The following is a 24,974-nucleotide window of genomic DNA, read 5'->3' on the forward strand; positions in this document are numbered from 1 at the left end:
CAACTGTGCGTTCATATCATGCTTGATCGGGGGATGACATGGCTGAGCGGTTTAACGCAGATCCGTTTGTGCAGGCTGAGGCGGAAGTCAATAACAAAAGCTGGGATGAGCAGATTCTTCATTCAAGACTCTTTCACAGCACCCGCAGTGCTTTTACGAGCCTCTTTTCGTCAGATAGGGGGTCTGCCGCCAGCAAGGGTATTGGGGCTGCCATTGGCATCGGAAAGCTGTTTCTGTCCTTGATCCCTGTGCCCGTTGTCGGCTCGGTTGCGGGAGCGATCATCGAGGGCGTCAGTGACTTCGCTCGCGGCAAAAGGCTCGAAAGTAACCTCGATGCCGCTAAAGCTGCCGGGGATAAGGCCAACCTGGCGAAATTCGAAATCAAGGATCTGACGGTAGAGAACCTCGACCGGTATCGATGGAAGGTCGCACATGCGTTCGAGTCGCTGAACGGTGGCATTGCGGAGTTCAATAAAAAGCCGCCTGCGGACCGGACCTGCGATGACATCTATGCGATGGCGCTTCTGATTCAACAGGTCGAACGTCGAAATCAAAAACTTCGGGACGAACTGGGGAAATTCAAAATAGCTCTGGATCACGTGGAAGAATGGATCGGAGATCTGGAAAGAAAGCAGTCCGTCGATATGCATAAATTAAAGGAAAGCCTTAAGAAAGGCACCAGCGATACCGTAAGGGAATACGGGGGGCACAAGGGTTCGAACGAGGCCGAGGCCACGAAGATATTGGCGGCGCATGCCACCTGCGAAAAATGGTGCTGCGTCAAGGAAACGGCGAAGTACGATCCCACCAGCTGGCCAAAGCTCAAAAGCAGGATAGGCGCAGTTTCACTGGCGGCGGCGCCGGTGGCTTTTTCGGCGGTCACGGTTAAGGCTGGCGACTATCGAAACGACTCGAGTAACTCGAGTATGAAATAGGGTAGTGGCGGGCAAGCGTGATTGCGCATCGGCTCGCTCACCGAGCATCCATGTTCGCGTTGCCTGAAGTTCAATGCGGAGAATTCGATCCCGCACAGCAGCCGTTCATCGCTGATATTGACGTTGCGCGGCTCGCGCCCTCGACCGGCCTCATTGGAGAAAGAAGATGGGCAGTGCACGCACCGTACCGAAATATGCCAGCAAGCGTGGCGCCTATTGCGCGACCGAAGACGACCTCATCCCGCCGGGAATGCGTCTTCTGTTAAACAGTTTCGCGCCAAAGCAGATCAAGGAGATTCAGAGCGACCAGGACGCTACCACTTGGGAAAAAGCCGCGCTGGGCCTGCTCGCAGACGAGGATCAGCAGACGAAAGTCGGTTTCCAAAAAATTTCGTCCGTCGAGATCAACGGCGCCTACGTCCTATCCGGGACAAGCACGGGTCACGACTTGATGCCCCGCGATGTCCGCCTCCTGGCCGACGAGCTCCATGTCGCGGGACCGAACGTCGACATCACTCAGCGCACTCCGCCGGCCGAGTTGAGCGCACCTCATACTGGTGTCCACAACGTCCACCGTCTGTACCTGTCGGCGGCGTTCCGCTTGCTCCTTGGCAAGGGAGGGAACACCGGCGTGGCCGCACTGATTGTGTCCTCGCAGGGGCAGATCCTGGCCTGGGGAAAGAAGAACAGTGACCATCCGTTGCTGCACGCGGAAACCAGCGCGCTGCTGATGTACGGCAGGCGCTTGCCGGCAGGCACACGCATCTACTCGACGCTTAAGCCCTGCAAAATGTGCCGCGCCGCGATCGAGCATTTTTCCACGGAAAATGACTTCCTGGCCTACTACGGCCAGGACGATCCGACCGCAGCGGCGTCGGGCCGTGTAGACAGCGCGAAATATGTGCACATGGCACATACGACCACCGTCGGCGAACGGCCCGTTTGGGATTTAAAGAGCACCGGAATAAAAAGATCGGTCTCATTCAACCTTAATGACAGATTCGATACGGCGCATAGCAGGGATCGGAGCCTCGGCATCATTGACTTCATTAAGGGCGAGCGACAGACAAGTCAGCTAAACATGGCGGCTGGCTACCTGGCCATCAAGCAGAGAAAGTACACCGATCCGTAGCGATCCGACCCGACGCTATCGGATCGGTACAACACGAACGTCGAGAAATGCCTGGACCACATCGTCAAAGTCATGGCGCAGTTGGGGATTCCAGTGCTGCGCGGAAAATAGGCTCAGGGCAACAGCCGGAATAGCCGATCATTCATAGGTCGAAGCGGCGAGTCAGTTGTTGTTCCTGGTCAATGACGATCCTTGGCGATGCGGACGGTTCGCAGCGAAGGATTGAAACGCTCAGCCGTTTGACGAAGCCAGTTGGATTCGTCCTGTCCGGAAATGAGCGGGCTCATTCAGGAAAATAATGCACACGCCACGCAGGCTGGTCGATGTTCCGTTTCAGCCCAGTCCTGCCAGCACTCACGTGCGTCGACCCTAACGAGTCAGACTATGTCCGACGGGTAGTCATGGCCTCAGCCAGCCACGGCTGATCGGCCATGCGAGCAGCGTACGATAGAGCGTGATCACCAGATCTGTCATCGCCGTGCCGCCCGTTTGCCACAGCCGCGCAATCGCCGCATAAGCGATGCACGCGACGGCCGCTGCCCCGATCATGTCGAGCGGAAAATGCACGCCGAGAAACACGCGTGCCCAGGCGACGATGATGCCCACAACGAGTGTCATGCCACCGAGCCAGCACATCCGTCCGAACAGCAGCGGCAGCGCAATGCTGGCAAAGATGGTGGCGTGATCGCTCGGAAACGACGAATCGGGCGCATGCGCCAGGAACGTGTGGCCGAGCCCGATCATGAACGGCCGGGGGTGCTGCCACACGAGACCGATCAACTGATTGACGCCGAGCGCCAGCAGCGCGACGCAGCAGGCACGCAGGGCCACCTCGCGCCGCTGGCCGTCCCCGGAAAGCCACATCATCACCAGTATGAGGGGCACCAACCAGATCAGATAATTTGCAGAGACGAGCGCCGTGCTGACTACCCATCCGGGCGTTGCCGGCGTGCCGTTGATCATCAGGAAGAGCGCTTGATTGAATGCTTCGATGGTATTCATTGCGTCGTTTCGTGCTGAAGATGAAGCCTGCGTCAGGCGCCGTGTGTTTGCGGCTGCGGCGCCTGGCTACACATGACAAGCGGCGCCACACGGCGAAACCTTCCCGACGCAGGCCGGGTCTTATTCGATTGCCAATCAGCGGATCGTCCTCAACCAGCCGTATTCGCATCCGTCATCATGTTCCCACCGGTTCCCTGACACGGCGTCGCAAGCTTACCGACCGGACGCTTAACGCAACATTAAGGGGTGGACACCGCGCCGCGTCGCCTTCACTCTGGCGTTAGCCTCGGGTCCGTAGACTGCTTGATGTCGCAACCACGATGTCGCCCGTTTAAGGAGAACCGATGAAAAAGCTGATTATTGCCTGCCCGATCGTCACGTCCGCCGTAGAGGTCCACGCGATATGCGCAGGCCCTCGTGCCGCAGCGACGGTCACGACGGTCCACCAGCTTCGCGACGCAGGCAAGGACGACCAGCGCGTCGCACCGCGCGGCCATATCGTGAAATCGATCGGCGACGAAAACTACCGGTTCGCCGACAGCACGGCAGAGATCCCGCTCAAGATCGACCACAAACTCTGGCCGGCCGGACGGCCGCTGAACGAGACGAGCACCATCGAGCTGACCGGCAAGCGCAACAAGGAAATCGTCGGCACATCGAAGGTCAAGGTCCATGACATCAAGGTGGTGCAGTAATGGTTGCCGGCCCCCTGCACACGTCCCGGCTGTTTGCACGGGAATGGGCGACGGCGCCCTGGTCGGTCGGTGCCATCTGCCCGAGCTCACGGCGACTCGCCGCGCGCCTTGCGCGGGAGGTGCCGGCAGGCAACGGTGTTGTCATCGAACTCGGTGGCGGTACCGGCGCGGTCACGCACGCGTTGCTCGAAAACGGCGTGCGAACCGACCGGCTGATTGTCGTCGAGCGCTCCCCTACCTTCGTGCGGCATCTGCGCGGGCGATTCCCGGACGTGCCGGTCATGCACGCCGACGCTGCCCGCCTGGCCTGGTGCCTGCCGCTAGACCTGCGCGTCGATGCGATCGTGTCGTGCCTGCCGTTGCGCTCATTGCCTCATCGCGAGGTGGATGAGATTGTCGACCAGTGGCGGCAGGTTCTGCGTCCAGGTGGTGTCGTCATTCAGTTTACCTACGATATCCGGCCGGACCGGAACGTCGTGAATGCCGGTGGTATGGGCGACTTTGTCATGCTGTCGAGCCGGATTATCTGGGCTAACCTGCCGCCGGCCCGTGTTGTGACGATGCAACTATGAGCGGCACAACGCGCGTCCGGTTGTTTCTGCCGCCGCCTCGCACCTGCATCGCCAGCACTAGCCTTCTTCCGCTTCCCGCACGACGAGCGGCGGTAGCGGGCAGTCGAGCGTATCGCAGATGGCACGGAGCAGCTCCGCTTCGCGGACGGTGACCTGCTGGTTTGCCAGGATGCAGGCCGCGCAGGCGGCGACGATCCGGCGCTTGATGGGCGGGACCGATTGATTGAGCGTTTGCAGGGCCGCGTCGAATCCGTCGAGCGAGCATTCTTCGCGAGGCCGCAAGCGGTGGGCGTGCTCGCCGCCGATGTAGCCGCGCATGCCCGCATCGAAAGCCCGGGCGGACTGGTCGGTTTCCGGCTGGCCTTCCCAGGCCAATAGCGCCAACACCGTCGCCACCGGGTCCGCAAGGCTCTGCAGGGAACTGCGCACTGGACGCGCCCGGCGCTGCGGGAGGAATTGGGCGTCGAGATGGCGATGCAGCACGCAGCGAAGCGTGTACTCAAACAAGCTCAGCCGCTGGTCGGCGATCATCAGCATCTCGACCTGAGCGCGGAATGCATGATGCTGTCGCGGCGACATCTGCCGCAGTGCTGGCAGGCTCAGGTCCAGAAGGGGCAGCCGATGCGTGTCCGGCAGAGCCTGGACAGGGGCGATCAGCCGCAGGGTTTCGGCGTAGTCCTGCGGCTCGGCGCCGGCCTTCAACCGGGTCAGTTGGAGTTCGCGCAGGTCTGCCCCCGGGTCCATGAGAAGGGCGTATACCAAGGCGCGTGCACTAAACGGCTCCTGTGCGGCGAGCCGGAGCACGTCTGGCATGCCCTCGTGTAGCCCCTGCGCATAGCTAATCAGTTCCGGATCGATGTGGCCGACCCGGGATACCGTTTCGTCGGCGAGCCCCAGGACCGGCACCGGCACCTGCGGAAGCCCCGGTAACGTAGGAGCCCCGCCGAACGGCGGAGCGTGGCTGAGCCGGGGGCCTTCAGGTTCTTCCCGATCGACACCAACCGGCCGCACCTCCGGAAACCGGCCGTCGAACTGAGGATTGAGACGGCGGATGCGCTCGACGAGGGGCGGGTGGGTAGCTAGCAGTCCGGCGAGTCCCTCGCCAGCGAAGGCGTTGGCGAAAAACATGTGACCGACCTCTGCGGCTTGTGGGTTGCCGATGCGCGACCCCTCGGCTAGCCCACCGATCTTTTTCAGCGCCCCGCCGATTCCGTCCGGGTTGCGCGTGAACTGGACGGCACTGGCGTCGGCCAGGTACTCGCGCTGCCGCGACACCGCCGCCATGATCAGCCGACCGAAGAACGCTCCCACGAGGCCGAGCACAAACACGCCCAAGCCCAGCAGCACCATGCCGCCCTGGGCATTCTGCCTGCCCGACGAGCGGCCCCTGGAAGCGAACATGAGGCCGCGGCCGATGATGGACAACACCATGATCCCGAAGATCAGGCCGATCAGCCGGATGTTGAGCCGCATGTCGCCGTTCAGGATGTGGCTGAACTCGTGGGCCACCACGCCTTGGAGCTCGTCGCGGGTCAGGTAGTCGAGGCAGCCCTGCGAGACGGCGATCACGGCATCTCCCGGAGCGTAGCCGGCTGCGAAGGCATTGATCCCGGGCTCATCCAGAATGTAAACGGGAGGCACCGGCACTCCCGCAGCGAGGGCTATCTCCTCGACGACGTTGAGCAGCCGTTTCTGCCTCGCGTCGGTAGTCGTGCCTGGCACCTCCACACCGCCCAGCATCAAGGCGACGGCCTGGCCACCGGAAGCGAGCTGGGTCACCTTGAATGCGCTGGCACCACCGACCACAAGGCCCACCCCCAGCGCCGCGAGCAGGAGCATCTCCGGCTGCCACCAGGACACCGGCGCGTGGACGCCATACAGGCCGAGCGCCACCAGCAACCCGTAGACCAAGGCGATCAGTATCAGAATCGCCAGGGCGAAATAGACCACCAGCTGAAAGGTCTTGCGTCGGGCCGAATCCTGTTGCTGAAAGAAATTGGTGGTCACGGTCAGAGCGGCTTGGGGAGCATGAGACGCAAAGAGCGTTGGCGGTCCCGGCTTAGCGGAACGACACCTTGGGCGCTGCGCGCTCGGTCTCTGCGGCTTCCAATAGCGTCGCCTCCTTGAAGCCGAACATGCCGGCTACCGTCACCGCCGGGAAGACCTCACGCCGGATGTTGTACTCGGTGGCGGCATCGTTGAACGCTTGCCGCGCGAAGCCGACCTTGTTCTCGGTCGAGGTCAGCTCTTCCTGCAGGGCGAGCATGTTCTGGTTGGCCTTGAGGTCCGGGTATGCCTCGGAGAGGGCAAAGAGCCTGCCCAGGGTGCCGCCCAGCAGAGCCTCGGCCTGGTTGAACCCCTTGATGGCCGCCGGGTCGCTGGGATTGGCGGCGACTTTCTGCTCGGCAGCCATCGCGCTGTTGCGTGCCTTGATGACGGCGTCGAGCGTCTCCCTCTCGTGGCTCATATAGCCCTTGACCGCTTCAACCAGGTTCGGAATCAGGTCGTAGCGCCGCTTGAGCTGCACGTCGATCTGGGCAAAGGCGTTCTCGAAGCGCTTCCGGGCAACCACCAGCCCGTTGTAGATGCCCATTAGCCAGAGCGCGAACAACAGCCCGATGCCCAGGAGCACGAGCAGGGTGATGATGACGGGACTCATTGGCCGTGACCTCCGACGAGAGCACTGCTGGTTTGGACCATCGTATGACTATGGAAACAGGATAAACGAAATGGCGTTCAATTCAATCAAGTCGGGATGCCGATATAAGTAAAACGGCGGATATTCAAGCGCAATGCACGAATTCCTTTCATTGCATGGTTGCTTCTTTCATGACCGGTTAGCCAGGTCGACGATAACTAACGAACTCGAGCTGACGATATGTGCTGAACTGGTGAGCGGGAAAGGGAATTCGTCGAGACGAGTCTTCATCGGACGAACTGCTCGGCTGGCTGCGAGGCTGGCCTTCCTATTCTTCAAGTCGTCGGCTCTGCGGCCACGCTGTCACGAGCGTACGTTTGCGTCTGTCGCTTCGCGCAGGTCTTTCCACGTCCGTTGCACCGTCACGATGGCGCGACTGCACCGCTTCGTCACTGCGTCAGCGCCGATCCGGCTAGCCACCGTGATTCACCAGAACGCACGCATGGCCTTTGCGTTTGGCGATCGCGGCAGCATAGTCCTCGGAAAACGCTCGCTGCGCGAAGCAGGGCGCCGAGGTCGCGAGCAGTGCATCGACCTGCGCGAACTGTTTGTCGAACACCCATGGCCGGCGCGCGAGCGTGCGGTCATTGAGCCAGTAGGGACTCCAGTCTCGGGTCGTCTCGATGACCTCGCGTGCGAATTCCGGCCCGTACTCGAGCGCGCCCTCGATAACAACATCGATATATGACTCGACGAGCGGAAATCTCGCGTCAGGCACCGGAAGCCCTTCCCCGGGAGCTTCGCCGTCGGTCTTCGGCACGTAGACCCAGACAGTTCCCTGCGTCGGCAGCGGCTGCCATGACACCGCCTCGATAAGCGCCCGCGGCACCTCGACGCGCACGTATCCCTTCTCGCGCTCGTCGAACGCAGACATGTCGTTGCCGACAACGGGGTAGATCACGCCATTGATCGTCATCGGCGTCTCGCCCTCGAACGGACGCCGCAGGCCGAGCGCCGTGAACCCGGAGGTTGCGCGGTCGCTCCAACTGCGCACATAGCCGAACGCCGCCGCGACGCGCACCGGAATCGCCGCAACCGGCTTGCCGGCCGTGGCGGTGCGCGATGGCGTGTTGATGAGCGATCCGTAGCCGAAAATGAACTGCGTCGGCTGATCGGGAAGACGCGTTCCCCAGAAGTCGGTGGTCTGCGCGTGCGCCGCCGAGCCAACCAGCGCTAGTGCTACAACGAATCCTCGAATCTTTGCCATCGCCGACATCGTCATGTCTCCGTCCAACGCGTTACCGTAGATGTTCGCTTCAGCCAGGCGGCCCGGCAAACGCGCGCACCAAGCCTCAGGGTCGTCCTACTCTTTATGGGCCATCGCTAATTGTGAAGCACAAACGGGTGCCTCGGCATCGAAATCGACGACGCGCCAGATTTGTGAGCCGACTGAAATCAAATCTGGCGGCAGGACCGACGCACCGAGCGATTCTAAGTCGAAAGCGTCCTGTGCGAGCCGGCACGTACAATCCGGTAGATCCGGATCGCGTTGTCATGCCAGATGGCGCGGCGCGCGGTGGCGTCGAGCCTCATCTCTTCCATTGCGGTCGCGAAGGTCCGCACCAGATTCGGATAGGTGGCGCGCAATCGCACAATAGGGAAGTTGCTGGCAAACATGCAGCGCCCGGCGCCGAAGATTGCGATCGCGTCGCGGATGATCCGCCGGTTCTCTGCTTCGTTCCATGAGGCATCGCGCTGCCCACCGAGGCCGCTCTGACGAATTCGAAGATCTTTCGACCATGACAGGAAAGGACAGACCTGATGCCGAGCTTTGAGCGCGCCGGGATGGCTGCGCTGATCGACTTCGTCTGGCGCACTGCGTTTCGCCTCGGATTTCCGCTCGCCCGCGCGTGGTGGCACTTGCGGCGGCCTCGCCATGAGGGCGCGCTAGTCGCAATTTACGTCGGCCAGTCGCTACTGCTGCTGAAGTCATCGTACCGTGCCGAATGGGGGTTCCCGGGCGGCAGCGTCCGGGCCGGTGAGACACCTGCCGCCGCGGCGCTGCGCGAAATGGCTGAGGAGATCGGGCTTGGGTTTCACCCGTTACTCCCGGCAGGCAGCGCAGCCGGCGAGTGGGACGGGCGAAGGGACCGGGTGCATTTCTTCGAAATACGCCTCGATCGCCTGCCCGATCTGCGGCTGGATCATCGCGAGATCGTCGCCGCGCACCTGGCGTCGCCGCAGGAATTGCCTGGCTTCGCGGTGACAGGCGCGGTCGCCGCGTATCTCGGCAGGGATGTGCGCGGCTAGTCGAGCCGTTTGTCTTGCGTGGCCGTTCGAGTCCGCGCGAGGCTGCGCGAGGCGCGGGCGATATCGCCGGCGCGCCGTCGGTGTGACGCGGGGCTCCGCGCGTTACGCGTTGCGCGATCATTCGCGGGCCCATGGCCAGTAACGCATCATCCGATATGCGCGAGCACGATCAGCGTCATCGTGACGACGATAGCACCGCCGATTCGCGTGGCGATCTGCGCGAAGGGCATCAGTTGCATCCGGTTCGCCGCGGTCCGGATTGCGACGTCGCCCGTGCCGCCCCGGCCGCTATAGCCCTTGACCGCTTCAACCAGGTTCGGAATCAGGTCGTAGCGCCGCTTGAGCTGCACGTCGATCTGGGCAAAGGCGTTCTCGAAGCGCTTCCGGGCAACCACCAGCCCGTTGTAGATGCCCATTAGCCAGAGCGCGAACAACAGCCCGATGCCCAGGAGCACGAGCAGGGTGATGATGACGGGACTCATTGGCCGTGACCTCCGGCGAGAGCACTGCTGGTTTGGACCATCGTATGACTATGGAAACAGGATAAACGAAATGGCGTTCAATTCAATCAAGTCGGGATGCCCCTCCCGCCCCATCCGTCGGAGATCATCGTTAGTTATCGTCGATCTGGCTAACTGGTCATGAACTCGAGCTGACGATATGTGCTGAACTGCTCGGCTGGCTGCGAAGCAAGTCGTCAAACTATCAAGGCGCGCGTCGATGTCTCACTGCCTGCGCGAAGAACAATGCGGTTGCGCACGAGCATCTCCGCCCATCCTTGGGGCGACACCATATAGTCGCTGCAATCGCCATACTCGATGATCGAGTCGCTGAAGACTTGGGAGCCGCGATATGAAAAAGCCTCGAAACCAGGCTTGTTCGTCGCGAACAAATCGAACTGCGTGCGCGGCAGAAGCGCCGAGAGCACACGGTGAATCTCGATGCATTGATCGGGTTGAATGTCGCCGTAATCGCCTTTCAAATACATCGGATCGTTGCCGCATCTGTTTCGAACGAACAACACCTTTTTGCCGTCTAGTTCCTTGACGAAGCGATCAATTCTCCGGGCATATTTCTTCCGCAAGTCCGGAAGCTGCTTTTCGAGGTCGTCCACAATCACACGACCTTCTTCATCTCTCGCGAAATCGTGGTGATACATGAGATTGAACCGCGTATCGACGACGGTGCCTCGATCCGCAGGAATAGCCAGACGCGACGGGTCGAAAAGGCCGCTGAATCGCGCATCGAGAACGTCGAGCAGCGCATGGAATGGCGTCATCCACCAATCGAACGGATAAGCCATTCCCGTCTTGAAGTGATGGCGGATATTCCAGGTCACTTCGCAATTCGAGCCAATGCTTATGACACGATCGTACGATCTGGTGCGCAGATTTTTTCGGTTGAAGACGGCGAACTTCTCGAGGAACTTGAGCTTTGCTTGCATGAAAGTTGCGGTGGCAATGCATATAGCACCGGAACTTTAAGTAAAACAAATCAACGGGGCCGAGTGTGTGATGTGCATCACAAATTGCGACGCATGGAGTGAAATGCTTACCCGGTGCAGCGTCGCTCCTGCCTAGGGCCGATCTCGAACAACGGGTCTCAGGAGGGGCGCGATTGCCCGACGGTAGCGCCTTCGCCCATCGCCTTCGCACGCAGTTGCAGCTCAGCCTCGCCCCTCGCAAGCTTGGCAAGCATTTCCGCATTGCGAACGATCAGGCGTCGATAGTCACGTTCGATCACCTCTCCGTCGATAAGAGAGCGGATCGCGCGCGATACTGTTTCGCGGCTCACGTTGGCCATGATCGCAATGGCCTGCTGGTTGGGTAGATTCTCGATTGTCAACAGGCCGCCTGCACTCGTTCTCATGGAAGCCTCAAGCACTGAATAGACCCTGGCGTAAGCGCGCGTCAGACCCAGCATCGACCGGTAATTCGAAGCCTGGCGAATCGTGCGGCACAGTCGTTGCAACAGCGCCTCCACCACTGCGGGATTACGGTAAAACAGCGCTTGCGCCTGATGCTTCGGCAAAAAGCCGACCACTGATTCCGTGATCGCAATGATCGAAGCCGAGCGAGGACCGCCGTCGATAATCGATAGCTCGCCAAAATAGTCACCCGGCTCGACGAAATCGAGTCCCACCTCGCGGCCATCTTCCGACAGTGCGATCACCTGCAGGCGGCCGGACATCAACATTAGTAGAGATGAACCAGCATCGCCCTTATGAACGACGAATTCCCGCTTTGAGAAGCGGCGATAGCGAATGTGGCGGCTGGTCTCTTCAATGACTTCGTTCGCGACGTTGCGTAGCAGCTTTTGTTGTTTCAAGAGATCGATGGCCTTTAATGGGCCGCCATTGATCCTTTCTTCTTCGGTCGACATCTCTCTCAATTGTAATTTGCTGACACAGGCACGTAGGACGATATGCGCATCGAGCGACGGCATCTGTGACGGCCGTCACATCCTAATTACAAAATTTCGCTAATCATTACCGGATTATTCGATCGCAGTGCCTTGAGGATCTCGGGGAAAAGATCAGATGCAGGAACGCATACTTCGGGGGGGCCGTTCGGCCGCACTGCAATTCGCTGTTTGCACGGCTTTTTTTGTGCATCACGACGCGCATGCGGAGTCCGTGATGGTTGGCAATGCAGTCCTCGTGATTGGACAGGCGTGTGCACAACGCGCGCAAACGTTTTGCAACCCGCTTGCCAAAGGCACCGCCATTGAGCAGGGCGACACCGTCGAGACGGGCAAAGATGGCTACGTGTACATCACCACGGTCGATCACGGCTTTATCAGTGTGCGACCCAATTCATCGCTGACATTCGAGCGCTACGAATACGACCCGGCCGATCCACGTAAGACGGTCATCAAGTTGTCGCTGATCAGCGGCATGGTGCGCGAGATATCGGGTACGGGTGCTCAGGCCGCACGCGACCACTATCGGATGAACACGCCGGTTGCGGCGCTCGGCGTGCGCGGCACCGATTTCACCGTGTTCACCGACGAAAACGTGACGCGCGCAGACGTGCGTAGTGGCGGCATCGTGATGACGCCGTTGGGCGCCGGCTGCTCCGCGACGGGCGAGGGACCTTGCGAGGGCTCGGCTGCGGCACAGCTATTTGCTGGCAAACCGAACGAATGGCTGCAGGTGTATCGCGGCAGCGCTCGCCCTGTCGTTATCGACTCCGGACCGTCGCGGGTGATGTCCGAGCAGGCAGTGGCCGAGTTGAAGAGCGAGGAAAGCAGCGCTCGCGCGGCGACCGCCCAGGCACCGGTCAGTCCGGGCGTAGCGCCCACGGAGTTAACCTTCTCGCCGACGACACCCGCCCCCGCCCCCACCCCCGCCCCCGCCGCCGATCCGGCGACGCCGGCAGCACCAGCGGTACCGGTCGTCGTCCCAGAGCCCGAGGCGCAGATCTTTTGGGGACGCTATAAGTCGCTGGGTTCGTACGGCGCGGACACGACGTTGACGGCGCTGGTGCAGCAAGGCAGCGAACAGGTTCCCCTGCCGGGGACGGGGCCTTTCGCGATGACCCGCGCGCCGCAGACGGAGATGGTGATGCCCACCTCCGGCATCTTGAAGTTCGGGCTTCAGGCGGCGCAAGCGTTCGTGGTCAATGCAACGACGGGCGCGGCGACAGAGTCGCAGATCAGTAATCCGCTACTCTCGATCGACTTCGGCACGCATGCTTTTCAGACGAGCATGAACCTCAGCGCAAACGGCACGAACTATGCGATTTCGGGAAGCGGCAGCGTGACTTCGGACGGCAAGCTCGTCAGCGAATGGGGCATTTCGCGGGCGATCGTCAGAGGTGTGCTCGCCGGCAAGAATGCCACGCAGGCGGGCTATCTATTCCAACAGTCTCTCGGCGGGAGCAGTACGGCCTATGGAGCGACCCAGTGGTCCCGGTAGTAGGTCTTGGCACGCTGGACCAAATTCGCCTCACGATATTCGTCCTGATCTCACTGCTAGGCTGCTTGCTGGCGACCGGAGCATGGTCGCCTGAACCATATCGCCGGCTCGGCTACGCGCTCGACGACTGGCAGCAGAAGCAATTGATCACGGCCGCACCGGACTCGCGCATCGCTCTCGTCGACATCGACGAGCGATCGCTCGATGCGATCGGGCCGTGGCCGTGGCCACGCGCCGTGATGGCGCGGCTCGCGCAGACGCTGTTCACGCGTTATCACGCGAAAGCGGTCGGCCTCGACATCATGTTTCCCGAAGCGGGACCGGACGACGGCGATCGCGCACTGCTCGACGTCGCCCATCAGTATCCGCTCGTGTTCGCGCAGGCATTCGCACTATCGGGGGGGGAGGGGGCGCCTCATGCGGGGCATGTCGGCGGCGCGCTGCCGGCAGGCACACACGTCGCCTATGCGCCGGTGGCGTCGGGTTTCGTCGGCAATTTCTTTAGCGATCCAGATGTCTGCATCGGGCATGTGACACCGCACGCGAGTGCGGACGGGGTGGTCCGTTACGTCGCCCCGGTGATCCAGTACTCGAACGCCGTCTATCCGATGCTCGCATGGCAGCTGATCCATTGCCGCAATGCGAGCACCTTGCCGCTCGCATCGCTTGCCAGCCTGCCGATTAACTCCGAAGGCCTGATGCATGTGCCGTTCCGGCATTCGTTTCAGTCGCTCGACGTGGTATCCGCTTTCGATGTGCTCACGCAACGGCTGCCATCCTCCCTGCTGGCGCACCGTTATGTGCTGGTCGGTTCGTCGGCGCTCGGGCTCACGGATCACGTCGCATCGCCGATCGAACCATGGCTGCCGGCGGTCATCGTGCATGCCGAACTGCTTGGCGAACTGCTCGATCTGGGCTCGCACGACGATACACAAGCGCAGGCGGCATGGCTACCGATCGTCTGGGCGGCATGCTCGATCGTGATCTTCGCAGTGCTGTTCCGCCAGCAACGCGCGACGATTGCGCTGGTGTTGATCGTCGTGACCACGTCATTGTGGCTTGGTCTGCTGGCTTCGACACGCAGTGTGCCCATGCAACTGGCCGCACTGCCGCTGATTCCCGCGGCGGTGTTCCTGCTGGTGCAGGCACCCGTCGAGTGGATTTACTCGCAGGCAGCGATGCGATCGTTCGAGCGCCGCTTCAGCCACTATTTGCCGCCGACGGTGCTGCGCGAAATCATTCGCGAGCGGGGACACGCGACCTTCAGGCCGGAGCGTCGGCAGATATCTGTGTTGTTCGTCGATATCGAAGGCTACACGCGTCTCGCCGAGCAGATGCCACCTGAGCATCTGCTCGCGATGACGGAAATCGTGCTGACGCGCTTGACCGGCTGCGTGCATGACACGGAAGGAACGCTGGATAAATACATGGGCGACGCACTGATGGCATTCTGGGGCGCGCCGCGCGCGCAGCCCGACCATGCGGATCGCGCACTCGATTGTGCGAGCGCGATGCTGCGCGAGTTGGCGGCGCTCAATCACAGTGGGCTTCCTGTGTTCGACGGTAGGACGATTCGCGTTCGCATCGGCGTGAATAGCGGACCCGCGGTGGTCGGCGAGATCGGCTCCAGTTCGCGCAAGTCCTACACCGCGATTGGCGACACGGTCAACGTGGCGTCGCGGCTCCAGGAGTATGCGAAGACGCTCGAAACCACATTGCTGATCGGCCACGAAACTGCGCGGCAGAGCGTACGTCATCGTCTGAAGACCTGCTCTCAGGTGGCACTGCGCGGGCGCGATACCGCCGAATGGCTTTATACGATGCACGAAGACGATACCGATGCGATTCAATGAGCGGCGCATTCACGCGCTGCCGTCGGGGGGGGCATGGCGCGCAATCGTCGGAGTGGCGCTGCGTGCGCTCGGCATCGGAGTGATGAGCGCACTGGTATCTCACGCAATTGCGCAGACCCCGGACGGTCTCTTCGATCAGACCATCGATGAAGATCTGCAAGCGCAGGCCGAGGCTGCGATGAGTGACGGAGATCGCCAGCGGGCCCTATTGCTGCTGAATGAAGTGGTACGGCGTGACCCCCGCCAGGCAGGCGCGCTACTTGACGCGGCGATTCTGTATTGCCAGTTGGGGGAGCGCACGCGCTCGCAAGAAACGCTCGCGCGTATCGAAGCAAAATACGACGTACCACCCGCCATCGAGGAGCTGATCGTCTTCTATCGCGCGAGCGCGTGTACACCGAGTGGTCCGCGGCCGCAGTTGATCGCGAGCGTCGGAGCGGGCGTCACTTCGAACGCGAATTTTGGACCGTCGAATCCCGTCGTGACTTTCGCGCCCAGTGCGCCAGTCAATTCGCTGAACCTCGCACCCGAAAGCCTTGCGCACGGTGACCAGTACATTGAATCGGCGGTGCAGGGCGAGTTGCCGATTTCGTCCGTGCCAGGTCTGACACTGCTCGCTGGACTGACCAATCGTCAGTACCGCAGTCAGCACAGCTTCGACCAGCGCTCCGCGACGATCGGTCTGGCCGACAGGACTAGTGTGATGCGTGGCGAGCTTTATAACCAGCTCACCGCAGACATGCTGTGGCTCGGCACACGCGTCTATCAGCGCGATATCGGCTGGCACGCGAATTTCTGGCTGCCGCCGTCGGCATGGCGGTCGATGCTCGCGCGCGGCGGCCTCGATCTGACGGTGCTGGATTCCGCTTATCTCGGCAACTCGCTCTATGACTCGGTGTATGTCGAAGTGCGTGCGGCGTTCCAGGCTCGCATCGGCGAGCGCACCTCGGTGCAACTATTCGTCGGTCCAGCATGGGACAAGCCGTTGAACGGACGGCCCGGAGGATCGCAGCACGGTTATTCGGCCTGGCTGTCGGCCGATTACGACATGGCCCGTCATGGCCAACTCGAAGCAGTCTTGCAACAGCGAACGCTCATCGACGCGGATGCGTATGACCCAGTATTCTTCGGCACGCTGGGTCGGCACCAGACCCTACGCGCGGCGTCGCTGCGCTACACGTATCCAATGGTGCGCGGCTGGTCGGTGTATGCCCAAGCATCGGCAGGGCGGATCTCCAATTCAATTTCGCTCTTTGCGTACTCCGTGTACAGCGGCTCGCTCGGTCTGTCGTGGAAGTACTAACGCGACAAGCGCCGCGCTAATCGCTAGAATAGATTCACTTCACCGCCAGGTTCGCGCAATGAAAAGTCCGATCATAATTCCCGAGTCGAATACAGCAACTACTCAGGACCAATCCGTGTGTCTGGAATGGCAAGGATTGCAGCATCAGTCGTACGACTCGGTCGACAATCTGCTGCGCGAGTTCACGCATGCCGCAACGACGCATGCATCGACCCATGCAACGAACGAGGCCGCCGCCGTCGAGGTCACGGTGGTGGGCCAATTCGATGGCTTGCTGCCGCTGAGTCACTATCTGTTGTAGGGCGTACCGCTGGCCGCGGATACGCCTTCCCAATACCCTCTACGCCAGCACCTGCGCGAGCGACTTCGAGTAGGCCGCGGCGATCGCAGTCCAATCTCCCTCTGCTTCAACACGGCGGCGCGCATTGCGCGTCATCGCATCGCGCTCCGTCTGCGTCAATTGCAACATCGCTTCAATGCCATCGGCGAAGTCGTTGGCTTCTGCGCACAGGTATTCGTGGCCGGCGCGATAACCGAGTCCGCGCGCCCCAAATTCGGTACTCACCACCGGCAGACCCACAGCAGCGTATTCGAGCAATTTCAGGTTGGTCCCTGAGCCGGAAATTACCGGGTTCAGGCCCAGGTCGCTGATTTCAAGCCACGTGGCCTTTTCTGCATCGCTGACCACACCCACGAGACCGACGTTGGAGGGCAGCTCCCAGGTCTGGACCGAATGGCAGACCGAACCCAGTAACACGAAATGAACCGACGGCAAGCGTGTGGCCGCTTCGACGATCAAGCGCGCGGCATCGATGTTCGGGCCGTGCGCGCTGCCCATGAAGAGGGCCAGCGGATGCGCGACACGCAGCGCCGCGCGGCGGCGCTCCATCTGCGCGCCTGCGCGTAACGGCGTCGCCGCGACGTCGATGCCGTTGGGAACGACGATCATCTTCGCGGCATCACGTGCCGTCACGTAGAGCTCGCCCATGCGTTCGCGATCCCGCTCCGAGCAGGCGGTGACGAGCGTCGCGTCGAGTACGGCACGGCGCTCCAGCGCGAGGACCTGATCGACGGCCCATTGATGGGGGCCGTAAATGTCGGCCTTCAGATCGGCTTCGACATTGTGCGCTTCGTAGACGAAGGGTTTGGACGTGACTTCGCGCAATGCGGGCATTGCGTACGGATGCGAGCACACGATCAGGTCGGCGCGTCGCGCGAGTGCGTCGATCGCGTCTAGCCATTCGGGGGCCGCGGCTGGGTGCAAAGCTGCCGCGATATCTTCAGCGGAAGCACCCAGTGAGCGTTCGAGCTGATACTCGGCTTCAGCGAATTCCTGTGACTTCGGCACCAGTTCCTCGGTAAACCCATCCGCGAGATTGCGGGTACCTCGCATCCCCACTGACGCCAGATTGACGAACTGCACGTCGAAGTGTTCGGCGACCCGTTTGTACAGCCCATGCAGGCGCAGCTTGCCGCCACTGATCACCGGGGTGATCGGATAGGTATTGAGCACGCCAAGTACCGGCTTCACGCGCCTGGCGACGATCGCCGGGGCGGCGACTGTTGCGTCGGCTGCCTGATTGTCGGAAGCCACTTGTCGGCCGGCCGCGAGCAGCGCGTCGCACAGCGCGGTCCAACTCAGATGTTCAACGCTCTTGCGCCCGGCCAATCCCATATTTCGCGCTTCGGCAAGATCGCCGCAAACCCGCCGCAACGCGCCGGCGAGCGCAGGCGCATCCGGTTCGACGACCAGTCCCGAGCGCTGATGCTCGATCAGTTCGAGCGGACCGCCCGAATCCGTAGTGGTGATGACCGGCTTCGAGGCCAGCATCGCTTCGAGCGTGATGAGCCCGTAGTCTTCATCACGCGGCACGAACGGCACGCAGACTGCGCGCGCATACTCCTGCGCGAGCTGAACATCGGTGATGCGTCCGAGAAAATGAATGCCGCGATGGCCAGCGGCGGCCGCGCGCAAGCGCGCTTCATCGGGGCCGCTGCCGGCAATATGCAGTGGCACCTCGACCTTGCTTTGCCGGTAAGCCTCGATGATCAGATCGATACGCTTGGCCGGGTCCAGACGGCTGGCGCTGAAGATCGCTTCCTGCGGGCCAGGCGCGAGCCCCTTCAGACCGGTCGGATGATGATGCACCGCGATCTTCACGCCGGCGGGGAAATAGCCTTCGCGGGCCGCGACCACCTGCGAAATCGCGGCATAGTGAACGATCTTGTCAGGCCGCATCGCGATCGCGTCGAGCAGGCGTATCACCGCGCGCGTGACGGGCCCTGGAAAAGCCCAGCAAGCCGCTTGCGGCGCGCGCTGCCACGCTGCGTCGAGCGCGTCGAGCAGTTCGTCGAGTTCGAGGTTCGCCGCATCGCGCTTGACGAGCGCGTCCACGATACGCGCCGGCATGCCGAGCGCGAGCAGTGCATCGGGTTCGAACTGCGTCGGCATACCCGATGGGTAGCAGTCGTACAGGCCGCGCAACGTGTGCTGAAGATAGACGACGTGATTGCGATGTCGAATCGCCCAAGCGGGGTACTTGGTGCTGATCACCATGTCGAAGTGATCGAGATCGAGGCGCAAGAACTGCCGATAGCTGGCCAGCAGTTCGCCCATGTTGCCTTCGCGGGTCGGCAGTTTCATCAGTTCCGCCACGATTCCCGGCCGTGCGTTCAGCGCGTCGAGCAAGCCCCACCACAGGTTCTCAGCGCCGCCGATCACAAAGGGGACCGGGCTCGGCGCGACAATGGCAATTCTCATGGGGAATTCAGATTAGAGAGGTTGGGTAAGCTGCTCGATCACGCCGCGCCACGAGATGTCCGCCGCCCGGTAGGCTTCGAGGCCGCGCACGCCGGCCTCGGCACCCTTGCGCGGATGTTGCGCGAGCCAGTCGAGGCGCTGGGCGAGCGCCTTGGCGTCGGGTGGCTCGATCCAGCCCGTTTCGCCGTCGCGAACGAACTCCAGAGGTCCGCCGGAGTCGGTGCAGGTAATCACGGGTTTCGACGACAGCATCGCTTCGAGTGTGATGTACCCGTAGTCTTCATCGAAAGCCGGAAACACCACGGCCAGCGCGCGTGCGTAAAAGGCGCGCTTTTCGGCCTCGGTCACATGTCCGATCAGCGCGACGCGGCTACTCACATCATGTTGTTCGATGAGCCGGGCAAGCGCCTCGCGCTGACCGCCGTCGCCTGCCAGCAAGATCTTCAGCGGCGAGTGCATATGACGCGCCGCTTCGATCAACAACGATTGCCGCTTCAGCGTTTCCAGGCGACTCGGGAAAAATACATACGGCAAAGCCTGTTCGCAGCGGAACGACTCCGCGTCTGCCGGCGGATGATAGAGCGGCGTCGCTTCGATCCGGTTGAAGTCGCGCAAGCGCGCGGCGACGCGCCGCGAATTGGCGAACACCAGGTTCGCGCGCGAGAGCGCGGCGTTGTCGAACGCGATCACCTGAGCGCGTAGCTGCTTAAGAGCGGCGGTTGCCTGCGCGGCATCGTACAGTTCATAGACCGCGCGATGCTGGTGCATGACCCACACCCGGTGATTCGGGTGGCTGATTCCATAGCCCGGAAACTGCAGGCTGATCACCTGGTCGATCGTGACGCCGTTCGGACGGATGAAGTCGAACGACTGCGCGTGTTCCATCGCTCGCGCGATGTCCTTTTCCGGCGAAAAGCGAAACGGCAGGCGCAGCAGCTCCACCTCATGTCCCGCCTGCTGCAACTCACGGACTACGCCGGCAATGTGATACGAGGCGCCACCATGCATGAATGGCACCATGTTCGCGGTCACCAGAATCTTCACGCTGGCGCTCCTGCTGCGGTCCGTTTGCGTCCATACACCGCGAAGTCCTGCGGACCGCAGAGATGGCCGTTGACGCGCTCGGTCAGCGGATCGTTGCCCGGCACCTTCGCTTCATCCGGGTATGGGCTGCTGCGAATGATGTCAATCTCTTTGAAGTGGTGATACTTCAGCAGGAACGTAATCGCGCTCGGCGTTATCGGGTTGCGGTGTGTGAAGTCGTGATAGAACGTGTGACTGCCGACCAGTATGTTCTCCGGGTTCGGCGTTTCGAACAGGACCGAACCGCCTTCCACCAGCACCCGGTAGCTTTCCTGCACGAGCGCGAACAGATAGTCGAATGGCAGATGCTCGATGATATGAAAACCGGTGACTGCGGCGACCGAGCCTGTGGGCAAGCTGCGCAGATACTTCAGCGCGTCCGTATTGCGGGCATCGAAGCCTTGCGCAAGGCAGGCTTTGACCATGACCGGGTTGACGTCGATACCGGTTGCGTCATGGCCTCGCTCGCGCACATACGAGAGCCATTCGCCCCGACCGCAGCCGATATCCACGATCTGATGCGTGAGTCTGACCGCGCGCGGCACATTCGTCGCGAGCCAGTCGTCGTAGATCGCCAGCTTCGCGCGCACGCTCTCACGCGTGCCGCGATTGGCATCTTCGAATGCAAGGTAATAGGCGTCGATGATTTCCGGCGCCACTGTGAGGTCTTTTCGGAGCTGTTGCTGCAGATCGTGCACGCGTCGTGATAGTTCTTCGGACTGAGCAGATAGCTTTTCGGACTGCGCAGCCTGGCGCATGACCGCGCCGACGGTGTTTTCGAAGCGGCCTCGCCACGCGACCAGTGAACGGGAGAGCAGGCGCCGCGCATAGACGCCGTCGGCGTATCGCCCGGCTCGTGACGCCAGCGCGCTGAGTCCCGCATGGCGCAGCACCTTCTGCGCGAGCGTCACGCCAATGGCGAGCCGGAGTCCCGGCACCTGCACGCCAGTGCGCCTCCCTTCTTCCGACATGCTCAGCTTCGCCAGTAGCACGAGCCGGCTGGCGCCGCTCTTCAGTTGACCGACGTAATTGGCCCGGCCCGCAGGATCGGACTCGCGGCGTAACACGAGCCGATAGGCGCCATCGACGAAAGCCTCGTCCTCGGCAATGATCAGCTGTTCGATCGATGCGGGAGCGCAAAGGCCGGCGACATCCAGTCCGGCTCCGGCGGGCGATACGGCATGTCCCTGCGCAGCCGTTGCAGTTGTGTCGCTCGGGCCGGCATGGGCAGCTGCTTCCGCCTTGACACGCGCAATCAGATCTTGAAGTCCTGCGTTGGTCATGATTCTTGTAACGTGGGTTGTTCCAATTCCCGTACAGGGAATTGAGCAAATTGCGCCGGCACGTAGCACAGTCCGGAGAAGGGCACATGCTGAAAGCCGGCGATTTCGAAAGTCGCGGCCGCGTCCCACCAGTGCTGGCAATCGTGCACGTGGGTGTCGTCCGAATGCAGGGCGACCGTGACCGTATATTTGCCAGGCGCGAAATTCAGCGGCAGACAAAAGCGGCAACAAATGCTATTGCCCGCGGAGAAATGTGCCTCCTTGCGCAACAACGCGGTATTGGTGCCGAACACGTCCTGGCCAAAACGATCGCGAATCAGAATGCCGACTGATAGCTGGACATCCTGGTCAGACTCGCATTCGAGGTCGATCGTCACTTCTTCGCCGGACGCAAATCGCATGGCCGGTCCGAAGCGACCTGACAGCACCACGTTGCACACGCGGGTGCGCAACGCACCGTACGATTCCGGCGTCGACTGGTTGGCTTGCGGCGCGTCGCTATCGATGCCCGCAATCAGCCGGTAATAGATCTGCGCGGCTTCTTCCGGCAAACCGTCGTAGACGACTTCGCCGCCCGAAAGCAGGATGGCCCGATCGCATAGCAGCTTCACGGAATTGATGTCGTGCGACACATACAGGATCGAGCCACCTGCGTCGCGAAACTCGCGAATGCGCTTCAGACACTTCTGTTGGAACCGCGCGTCGCCGACCGCGAGCGCTTCGTCGACGATGAAGCACATCGGGTCCGCGTGAATCGCCACCGCGAAGCCGAGCCGCATGATCATCCCGGACGAATAGGTACGCAGCGGCGCGTCGATGAACTCAGCCAGTTCGGAAAAGGCGACGATCGCGTCGAAACGTTGTTCGATCTCTTCGCTCGTCATGCCGATCAGCCGCGCATTCACCGCGATGTTCTCGCGACCCGACAGCTTGCCGTCGAAACCGGTGCCGAGTTCCAGCAGACCCGCAATTCGCCCTCGCCGCACGATCGACCCGGCATCGGGCAACAGCACGCCACTCACGAGCTTGAGCAAGGTCGATTTGCCCGCGCCGTTCTGGCCGAGCACGCCGATCGCCTCGCCCTGTCCCAGTGAGAAAGAAACGTCCCGCAGTGCGGCATGCACGCGATGCCGCGGCTTGCGGGAAAAGCTTTCTATCAGGCGGTCAGCGGTGCGGTTGTAGATCTTGAAGCGCTTCGAGAGCCGTTCGATCTCCAGAACTGGTGGACCGTTCTGCGCGTGTGTCGTCACAACGTATCCCTCAGTTCAGATTGCAGCCGGGTCAATAGAAGGCGCCCCGCGAGCAGGCTGAGCACCGCGGCGCCGAACAGTGCGAGCAGTTCCTTCGGCTGCGGGTATTGATGCCATACGATGATCGCGTGCACCGAGTCGATGGCCCAGAAGATCGGACTGAAGTGCAACCCTTTCGCGGCCCACGGTGGCAGGATCGAAGCGAGGTAGACGACCGGCGTGAGCCAGAAGCCGAATTGCAGCACCACGTTCAGCACATTCTTGATGTCGGGAATGAACACGTCGAGCGTACCGAGGACGATGCCAATGCCATACGCGAACGCGCTCAGAAGCAGCGCAACGACCGGCAGCATCAGCCATTGCATGCCGATCGGATGACCGATGACGAACAGGAACATCGCGAAGAACGCCATCGTGATCGCATATACCGCCCACTCGGCGAGCACGATATGCAAGGGCATCACCCACAGGTCGACGCTGATCTTGCGGATCAGATGCGCCTTCGAGCTATAGACGGGGGTAAGCCGGTTCAGCAGGTTCGCGAACAGGTTCCACGTGAGCAGGCCGCCGATCAGATAGACGGTGTACAGATAAGGATCGGCATCCGCGCCGATGCGTGTGCGCATGAATTGGGAAAACACCGTGCTGAACAGCACCACGAAGGTCAGCGGCTGAATCAGCAGCCAGGCGGCGCCCAGCGTATTTTCCCGATGCCGGTCGATGAGATCCTGACGCGACAGCAGGAGGACATGCGCGAGGCTTGTTCTTAATGTATGCATGAAACGGATTCGAGGTGGATCACGGCGCCCTTCGGAACCGGCTGTGTCAGGCGACGACCTGTCGGTAGACGGCGAGCGTTTCCTCGGCAGTGCGCTGCCAACTGAACGATTGTGCACGGGCGGTGCCGGCCGTGATCAACCGCTCACGCAACGCGCGATCGTCGATCAGCGCCAGCATCGCTTCGGTGAATCCTTCGACATCGGTCGGCTCGCGCATGATGCCGGCATCACCTGCCACTTCCCGAAGCGCGTCGGCCGTCGAGCACAATACCGGCACGCCAGCCGCCATGCCCTCGATGATCGGTAGCCCGAACCCTTCATAGACGGATACATAGACGATCGCGAGCGCGCCCGCGGTCAGCAGCGGAATGTCGTCGTCGGACACATAGCCGAGCTTGCGCACAGAGCCTTCACGCAAACCCGGTTCGAGTGCGCGGTGCAACCTGTCCGTCAGCCATCCTTCGATGCCGATCAGCACGAGCGGGAACTGACGCCGGACCGCGGCCGGCAGGCGCGCATGCGCGGCCAGCGCGGTTTGCAGATTCTTGCGAGGCTCCAGCGTGCCCACGGCCGCGAAGTACTGGCCATGTGCGAGACCGTGGCGGCTCAGTACGTTACTGGTCGCTTCGGAGGAATACGGCTGGAAGCGCGTCGACACGCCGTTATGCACGACCTTGATTTTCTCGGGCGCGACTGGAAAGCAAGCCTGTAATTCTTGCCGAACGAACTCCGAAACCACGATGACCCGATCCGCGCGTTCGAGCGCGCGTGGAAAGTTCGCCCGCAATAGCGCGAGACGCTGCGCAGGGTGGTACTCCGGATAACGCACCCACGAGATATCGTGAGCGGTGATCACTGTCGGCCCGCGAAAGCGAAACGGAATGAAATTCGGATCGTGATAGACCTGCGGGGCACGCCGCCGCCGGATGCCCGAATCGAAACGATACTGCTCGACGTGTGGCATGAAACGGTATGCGGAGGGCAAATACTTGCGCGCAAAGCGTTTGGCACCGGCTGCTGCGATGGTGCGCCACGACTTCGTCGCTCGTGCATCCCCCGCGGCGGGCGGTGTCGTGCCGCTCTCATGCGACGAAGACCAGTGCGTGCCGTAAAAGAACCGCACGCTATGTCCCCGATGAACGAATTCGCGAGCCAGATTTGACGCGTACTGGCCAATACCTGTAAGCGGCGTGAGTAAAGCGCGCCCACCCATTGCGATGTCGAGCTGAGCGTCGGAATAGTTGTTGTCGAGCAAGGTACTGCCTGCAATAAGGATTCTGGGAGCAGCGCAAGTATCGGGTTTGTTTTCGCGAATAGATGTGACGGCCGTCACATTTCGCGCGCGATTGATCGAGCAGAATGAGCGCCTTCAGAACGGACCGGCGCACGGGGTGTCGGCCAAAGAATGACCACACTAGAAGTGAATCGAGAGGCGTTGCGAGACCGGCGTAACGAGCAA

The 24,974-nt window shown here is 61.6% G+C and carries 21 protein-coding genes and 3 pseudogenes; 9 read left to right on the forward strand and 15 right to left on the reverse strand.

What is annotated here, in order from left to right; all coding sequences use genetic code 11:
• Window positions 1-38 precede the first annotated feature (38 nt).
• A complete protein-coding gene (locus BC1002_RS27070) occupies window positions 39-935 on the forward strand; it encodes a hypothetical protein (protein ID WP_013093183.1) in 897 nt (298 codons plus the stop codon).
• A gap of 166 nt (window positions 936-1,101) precedes the next feature.
• Window positions 1,102-2,067, forward strand: coding sequence for a Bd3614 family nucleic acid deaminase (locus tag BC1002_RS35710; RefSeq protein ID WP_013093184.1), 966 nt, complete (start codon window positions 1,102-1,104; stop codon window positions 2,065-2,067).
• Between the two features lie 399 nt (window positions 2,068-2,466).
• On the opposite strand, the gene BC1002_RS27080 is transcribed toward BC1002_RS35710, so the two are convergent.
• Window positions 2,467-3,069, reverse strand: coding sequence for a phosphatase PAP2 family protein (locus BC1002_RS27080; RefSeq protein WP_013093185.1), 603 nt, complete (start codon window positions 3,067-3,069; stop codon window positions 2,467-2,469).
• Window positions 3,070-3,413: 344 nt separating this feature from the next.
• Here BC1002_RS27080 and BC1002_RS27085 point away from each other — a divergent pair, with 344 nt between their 5' ends.
• Window positions 3,414-3,764, forward strand: a complete 351-nt coding sequence (locus BC1002_RS27085) for a NirD/YgiW/YdeI family stress tolerance protein (RefSeq protein ID WP_013093186.1) — start codon at window positions 3,414-3,416, stop codon at window positions 3,762-3,764.
• Window positions 3,764-4,336, forward strand: a complete 573-nt coding sequence (locus BC1002_RS27090; RefSeq protein ID WP_013093187.1) for a class I SAM-dependent methyltransferase — start codon at window positions 3,764-3,766, stop codon at window positions 4,334-4,336. The genes BC1002_RS27085 and BC1002_RS27090 overlap by 1 nt, the downstream gene beginning before the upstream one ends.
• A 57-nt stretch (window positions 4,337-4,393) precedes the next feature.
• On the opposite strand, the gene BC1002_RS27095 is transcribed toward BC1002_RS27090, so the two are convergent.
• The 4 genes and pseudogenes from BC1002_RS27095 to BC1002_RS36725 all read right to left on the reverse strand — a co-directional run.
• The gene (locus tag BC1002_RS27095) at window positions 4,394-6,343 is read right to left on the reverse strand and encodes a M48 family metallopeptidase (RefSeq protein WP_013093188.1); all 1,950 of its coding nucleotides are present in this window, start codon (window positions 6,341-6,343) and stop codon (window positions 4,394-4,396) included.
• Between the two features lie 52 nt (window positions 6,344-6,395).
• The gene (locus BC1002_RS27100) at window positions 6,396-6,995 is read right to left on the reverse strand and encodes a LemA family protein (protein ID WP_013093189.1); all 600 of its coding nucleotides are present in this window, start codon (window positions 6,993-6,995) and stop codon (window positions 6,396-6,398) included.
• A gap of 451 nt (window positions 6,996-7,446) precedes the next feature.
• Window positions 7,447-8,250: a gamma-glutamylcyclotransferase family protein gene (locus tag BC1002_RS27105; RefSeq protein WP_013093190.1), complete on the reverse strand. Its 804-nt coding sequence runs from the start codon at window positions 8,248-8,250 to the stop codon at window positions 7,447-7,449.
• A 215-nt stretch (window positions 8,251-8,465) separates the two neighbouring features.
• Window positions 8,466-8,735 (reverse strand): annotated as a pseudogene (locus tag BC1002_RS36725) (amidohydrolase family protein); the annotation flags it as partial.
• Between the two features lie 60 nt (window positions 8,736-8,795).
• On the opposite strand from BC1002_RS36725, the gene BC1002_RS27115 reads away from it, so the two are divergent.
• Window positions 8,796-9,284: an NUDIX domain-containing protein gene (locus BC1002_RS27115; RefSeq protein ID WP_013093191.1), complete on the forward strand. Its 489-nt coding sequence runs from the start codon at window positions 8,796-8,798 to the stop codon at window positions 9,282-9,284.
• Between the two features lie 146 nt (window positions 9,285-9,430).
• On the opposite strand, the pseudogene BC1002_RS38525 reads toward BC1002_RS27115, so the two are convergent.
• From BC1002_RS38525 to BC1002_RS27130, 4 genes and pseudogenes are all read right to left on the reverse strand, one after another.
• A pseudogene (locus BC1002_RS38525) lies at window positions 9,431-9,574 on the reverse strand (2-hydroxycarboxylate transporter family protein); the annotation flags it as partial.
• Between the two features lie 6 nt (window positions 9,575-9,580).
• Window positions 9,581-9,766: pseudogene (locus BC1002_RS39605) on the reverse strand (LemA family protein); the annotation flags it as partial.
• Window positions 9,767-9,981: 215 nt separating this feature from the next.
• The gene (locus BC1002_RS27125) at window positions 9,982-10,728 is read right to left on the reverse strand and encodes a DUF1796 family putative cysteine peptidase (RefSeq protein WP_013093192.1); all 747 of its coding nucleotides are present in this window, start codon (window positions 10,726-10,728) and stop codon (window positions 9,982-9,984) included.
• 158 nt (window positions 10,729-10,886) lie between these two features.
• Window positions 10,887-11,729, reverse strand: a complete 843-nt coding sequence (locus BC1002_RS27130; RefSeq protein WP_013093193.1) for a Crp/Fnr family transcriptional regulator — start codon at window positions 11,727-11,729, stop codon at window positions 10,887-10,889.
• Window positions 11,730-11,922: 193 nt separating this feature from the next.
• Between BC1002_RS27130 and BC1002_RS27135 the strand changes: the two genes are divergently transcribed.
• From BC1002_RS27135 to BC1002_RS27150, 4 genes are read left to right on the forward strand one after another with little or no spacing between them, the layout of a single operon-like run.
• Complete coding sequence (locus BC1002_RS27135; protein WP_238537975.1) at window positions 11,923-13,203, forward strand: FecR family protein; 1,281 nt, start codon at window positions 11,923-11,925, stop codon at window positions 13,201-13,203.
• The gene (locus BC1002_RS27140; RefSeq protein WP_013093195.1) at window positions 13,191-15,056 is read left to right on the forward strand and encodes a CHASE2 domain-containing protein; all 1,866 of its coding nucleotides are present in this window, start codon (window positions 13,191-13,193) and stop codon (window positions 15,054-15,056) included. Before BC1002_RS27135 ends, BC1002_RS27140 begins: the two co-directional genes overlap by 13 nt.
• Window positions 15,043-16,359: a tetratricopeptide repeat protein gene (locus tag BC1002_RS27145; RefSeq protein WP_013093196.1), complete on the forward strand. Its 1,317-nt coding sequence runs from the start codon at window positions 15,043-15,045 to the stop codon at window positions 16,357-16,359. Before BC1002_RS27140 ends, BC1002_RS27145 begins: the two co-directional genes overlap by 14 nt.
• Window positions 16,360-16,417: 58 nt before the next feature.
• Entirely contained in the window at window positions 16,418-16,660 is a 243-nt protein-coding gene (locus BC1002_RS27150; protein WP_063822915.1) for a hypothetical protein, read from the forward strand.
• A 39-nt stretch (window positions 16,661-16,699) separates the two neighbouring features.
• Here the strand turns inward: BC1002_RS27150 and BC1002_RS27155 are convergent, their stop codons facing one another.
• From BC1002_RS27155 to BC1002_RS27180, 6 genes are read right to left on the reverse strand one after another with little or no spacing between them, the layout of a single operon-like run.
• Entirely contained in the window at window positions 16,700-19,120 is a 2,421-nt protein-coding gene (locus BC1002_RS27155) for a glycosyltransferase family 4 protein (protein WP_013093198.1), read from the reverse strand.
• Window positions 19,121-19,132: 12 nt separating this feature from the next.
• On the reverse strand, window positions 19,133-20,164 hold the full coding sequence (locus tag BC1002_RS27160; RefSeq protein ID WP_013093199.1) for a glycosyltransferase family 4 protein: 1,032 nt from the start codon (window positions 20,162-20,164) through the stop codon (window positions 19,133-19,135).
• Window positions 20,161-21,486, reverse strand: a complete 1,326-nt coding sequence (locus tag BC1002_RS27165; RefSeq protein WP_013093200.1) for a methyltransferase domain-containing protein — start codon at window positions 21,484-21,486, stop codon at window positions 20,161-20,163. The genes BC1002_RS27160 and BC1002_RS27165 overlap by 4 nt, the downstream gene beginning before the upstream one ends.
• Complete coding sequence (locus tag BC1002_RS27170) at window positions 21,483-22,736, reverse strand: ABC transporter ATP-binding protein (protein WP_013093201.1); 1,254 nt, start codon at window positions 22,734-22,736, stop codon at window positions 21,483-21,485. The genes BC1002_RS27165 and BC1002_RS27170 overlap by 4 nt, the downstream gene beginning before the upstream one ends.
• Window positions 22,733-23,515, reverse strand: a complete 783-nt coding sequence (locus BC1002_RS27175) for an ABC transporter permease (RefSeq protein WP_013093202.1) — start codon at window positions 23,513-23,515, stop codon at window positions 22,733-22,735. The genes BC1002_RS27170 and BC1002_RS27175 overlap by 4 nt, the downstream gene beginning before the upstream one ends.
• 46 nt (window positions 23,516-23,561) lie before the next feature.
• Complete coding sequence (locus BC1002_RS27180; protein ID WP_013093203.1) at window positions 23,562-24,770, reverse strand: glycosyltransferase family 4 protein; 1,209 nt, start codon at window positions 24,768-24,770, stop codon at window positions 23,562-23,564.
• Between the last annotated feature and the right edge of the window lie 204 nt (window positions 24,771-24,974).

Source organism: Paraburkholderia atlantica, from assembly GCF_000092885.1.
In the GTDB taxonomy this organism is placed as follows: Bacteria; Pseudomonadota; Gammaproteobacteria; order Burkholderiales; family Burkholderiaceae; genus Paraburkholderia; species Paraburkholderia atlantica.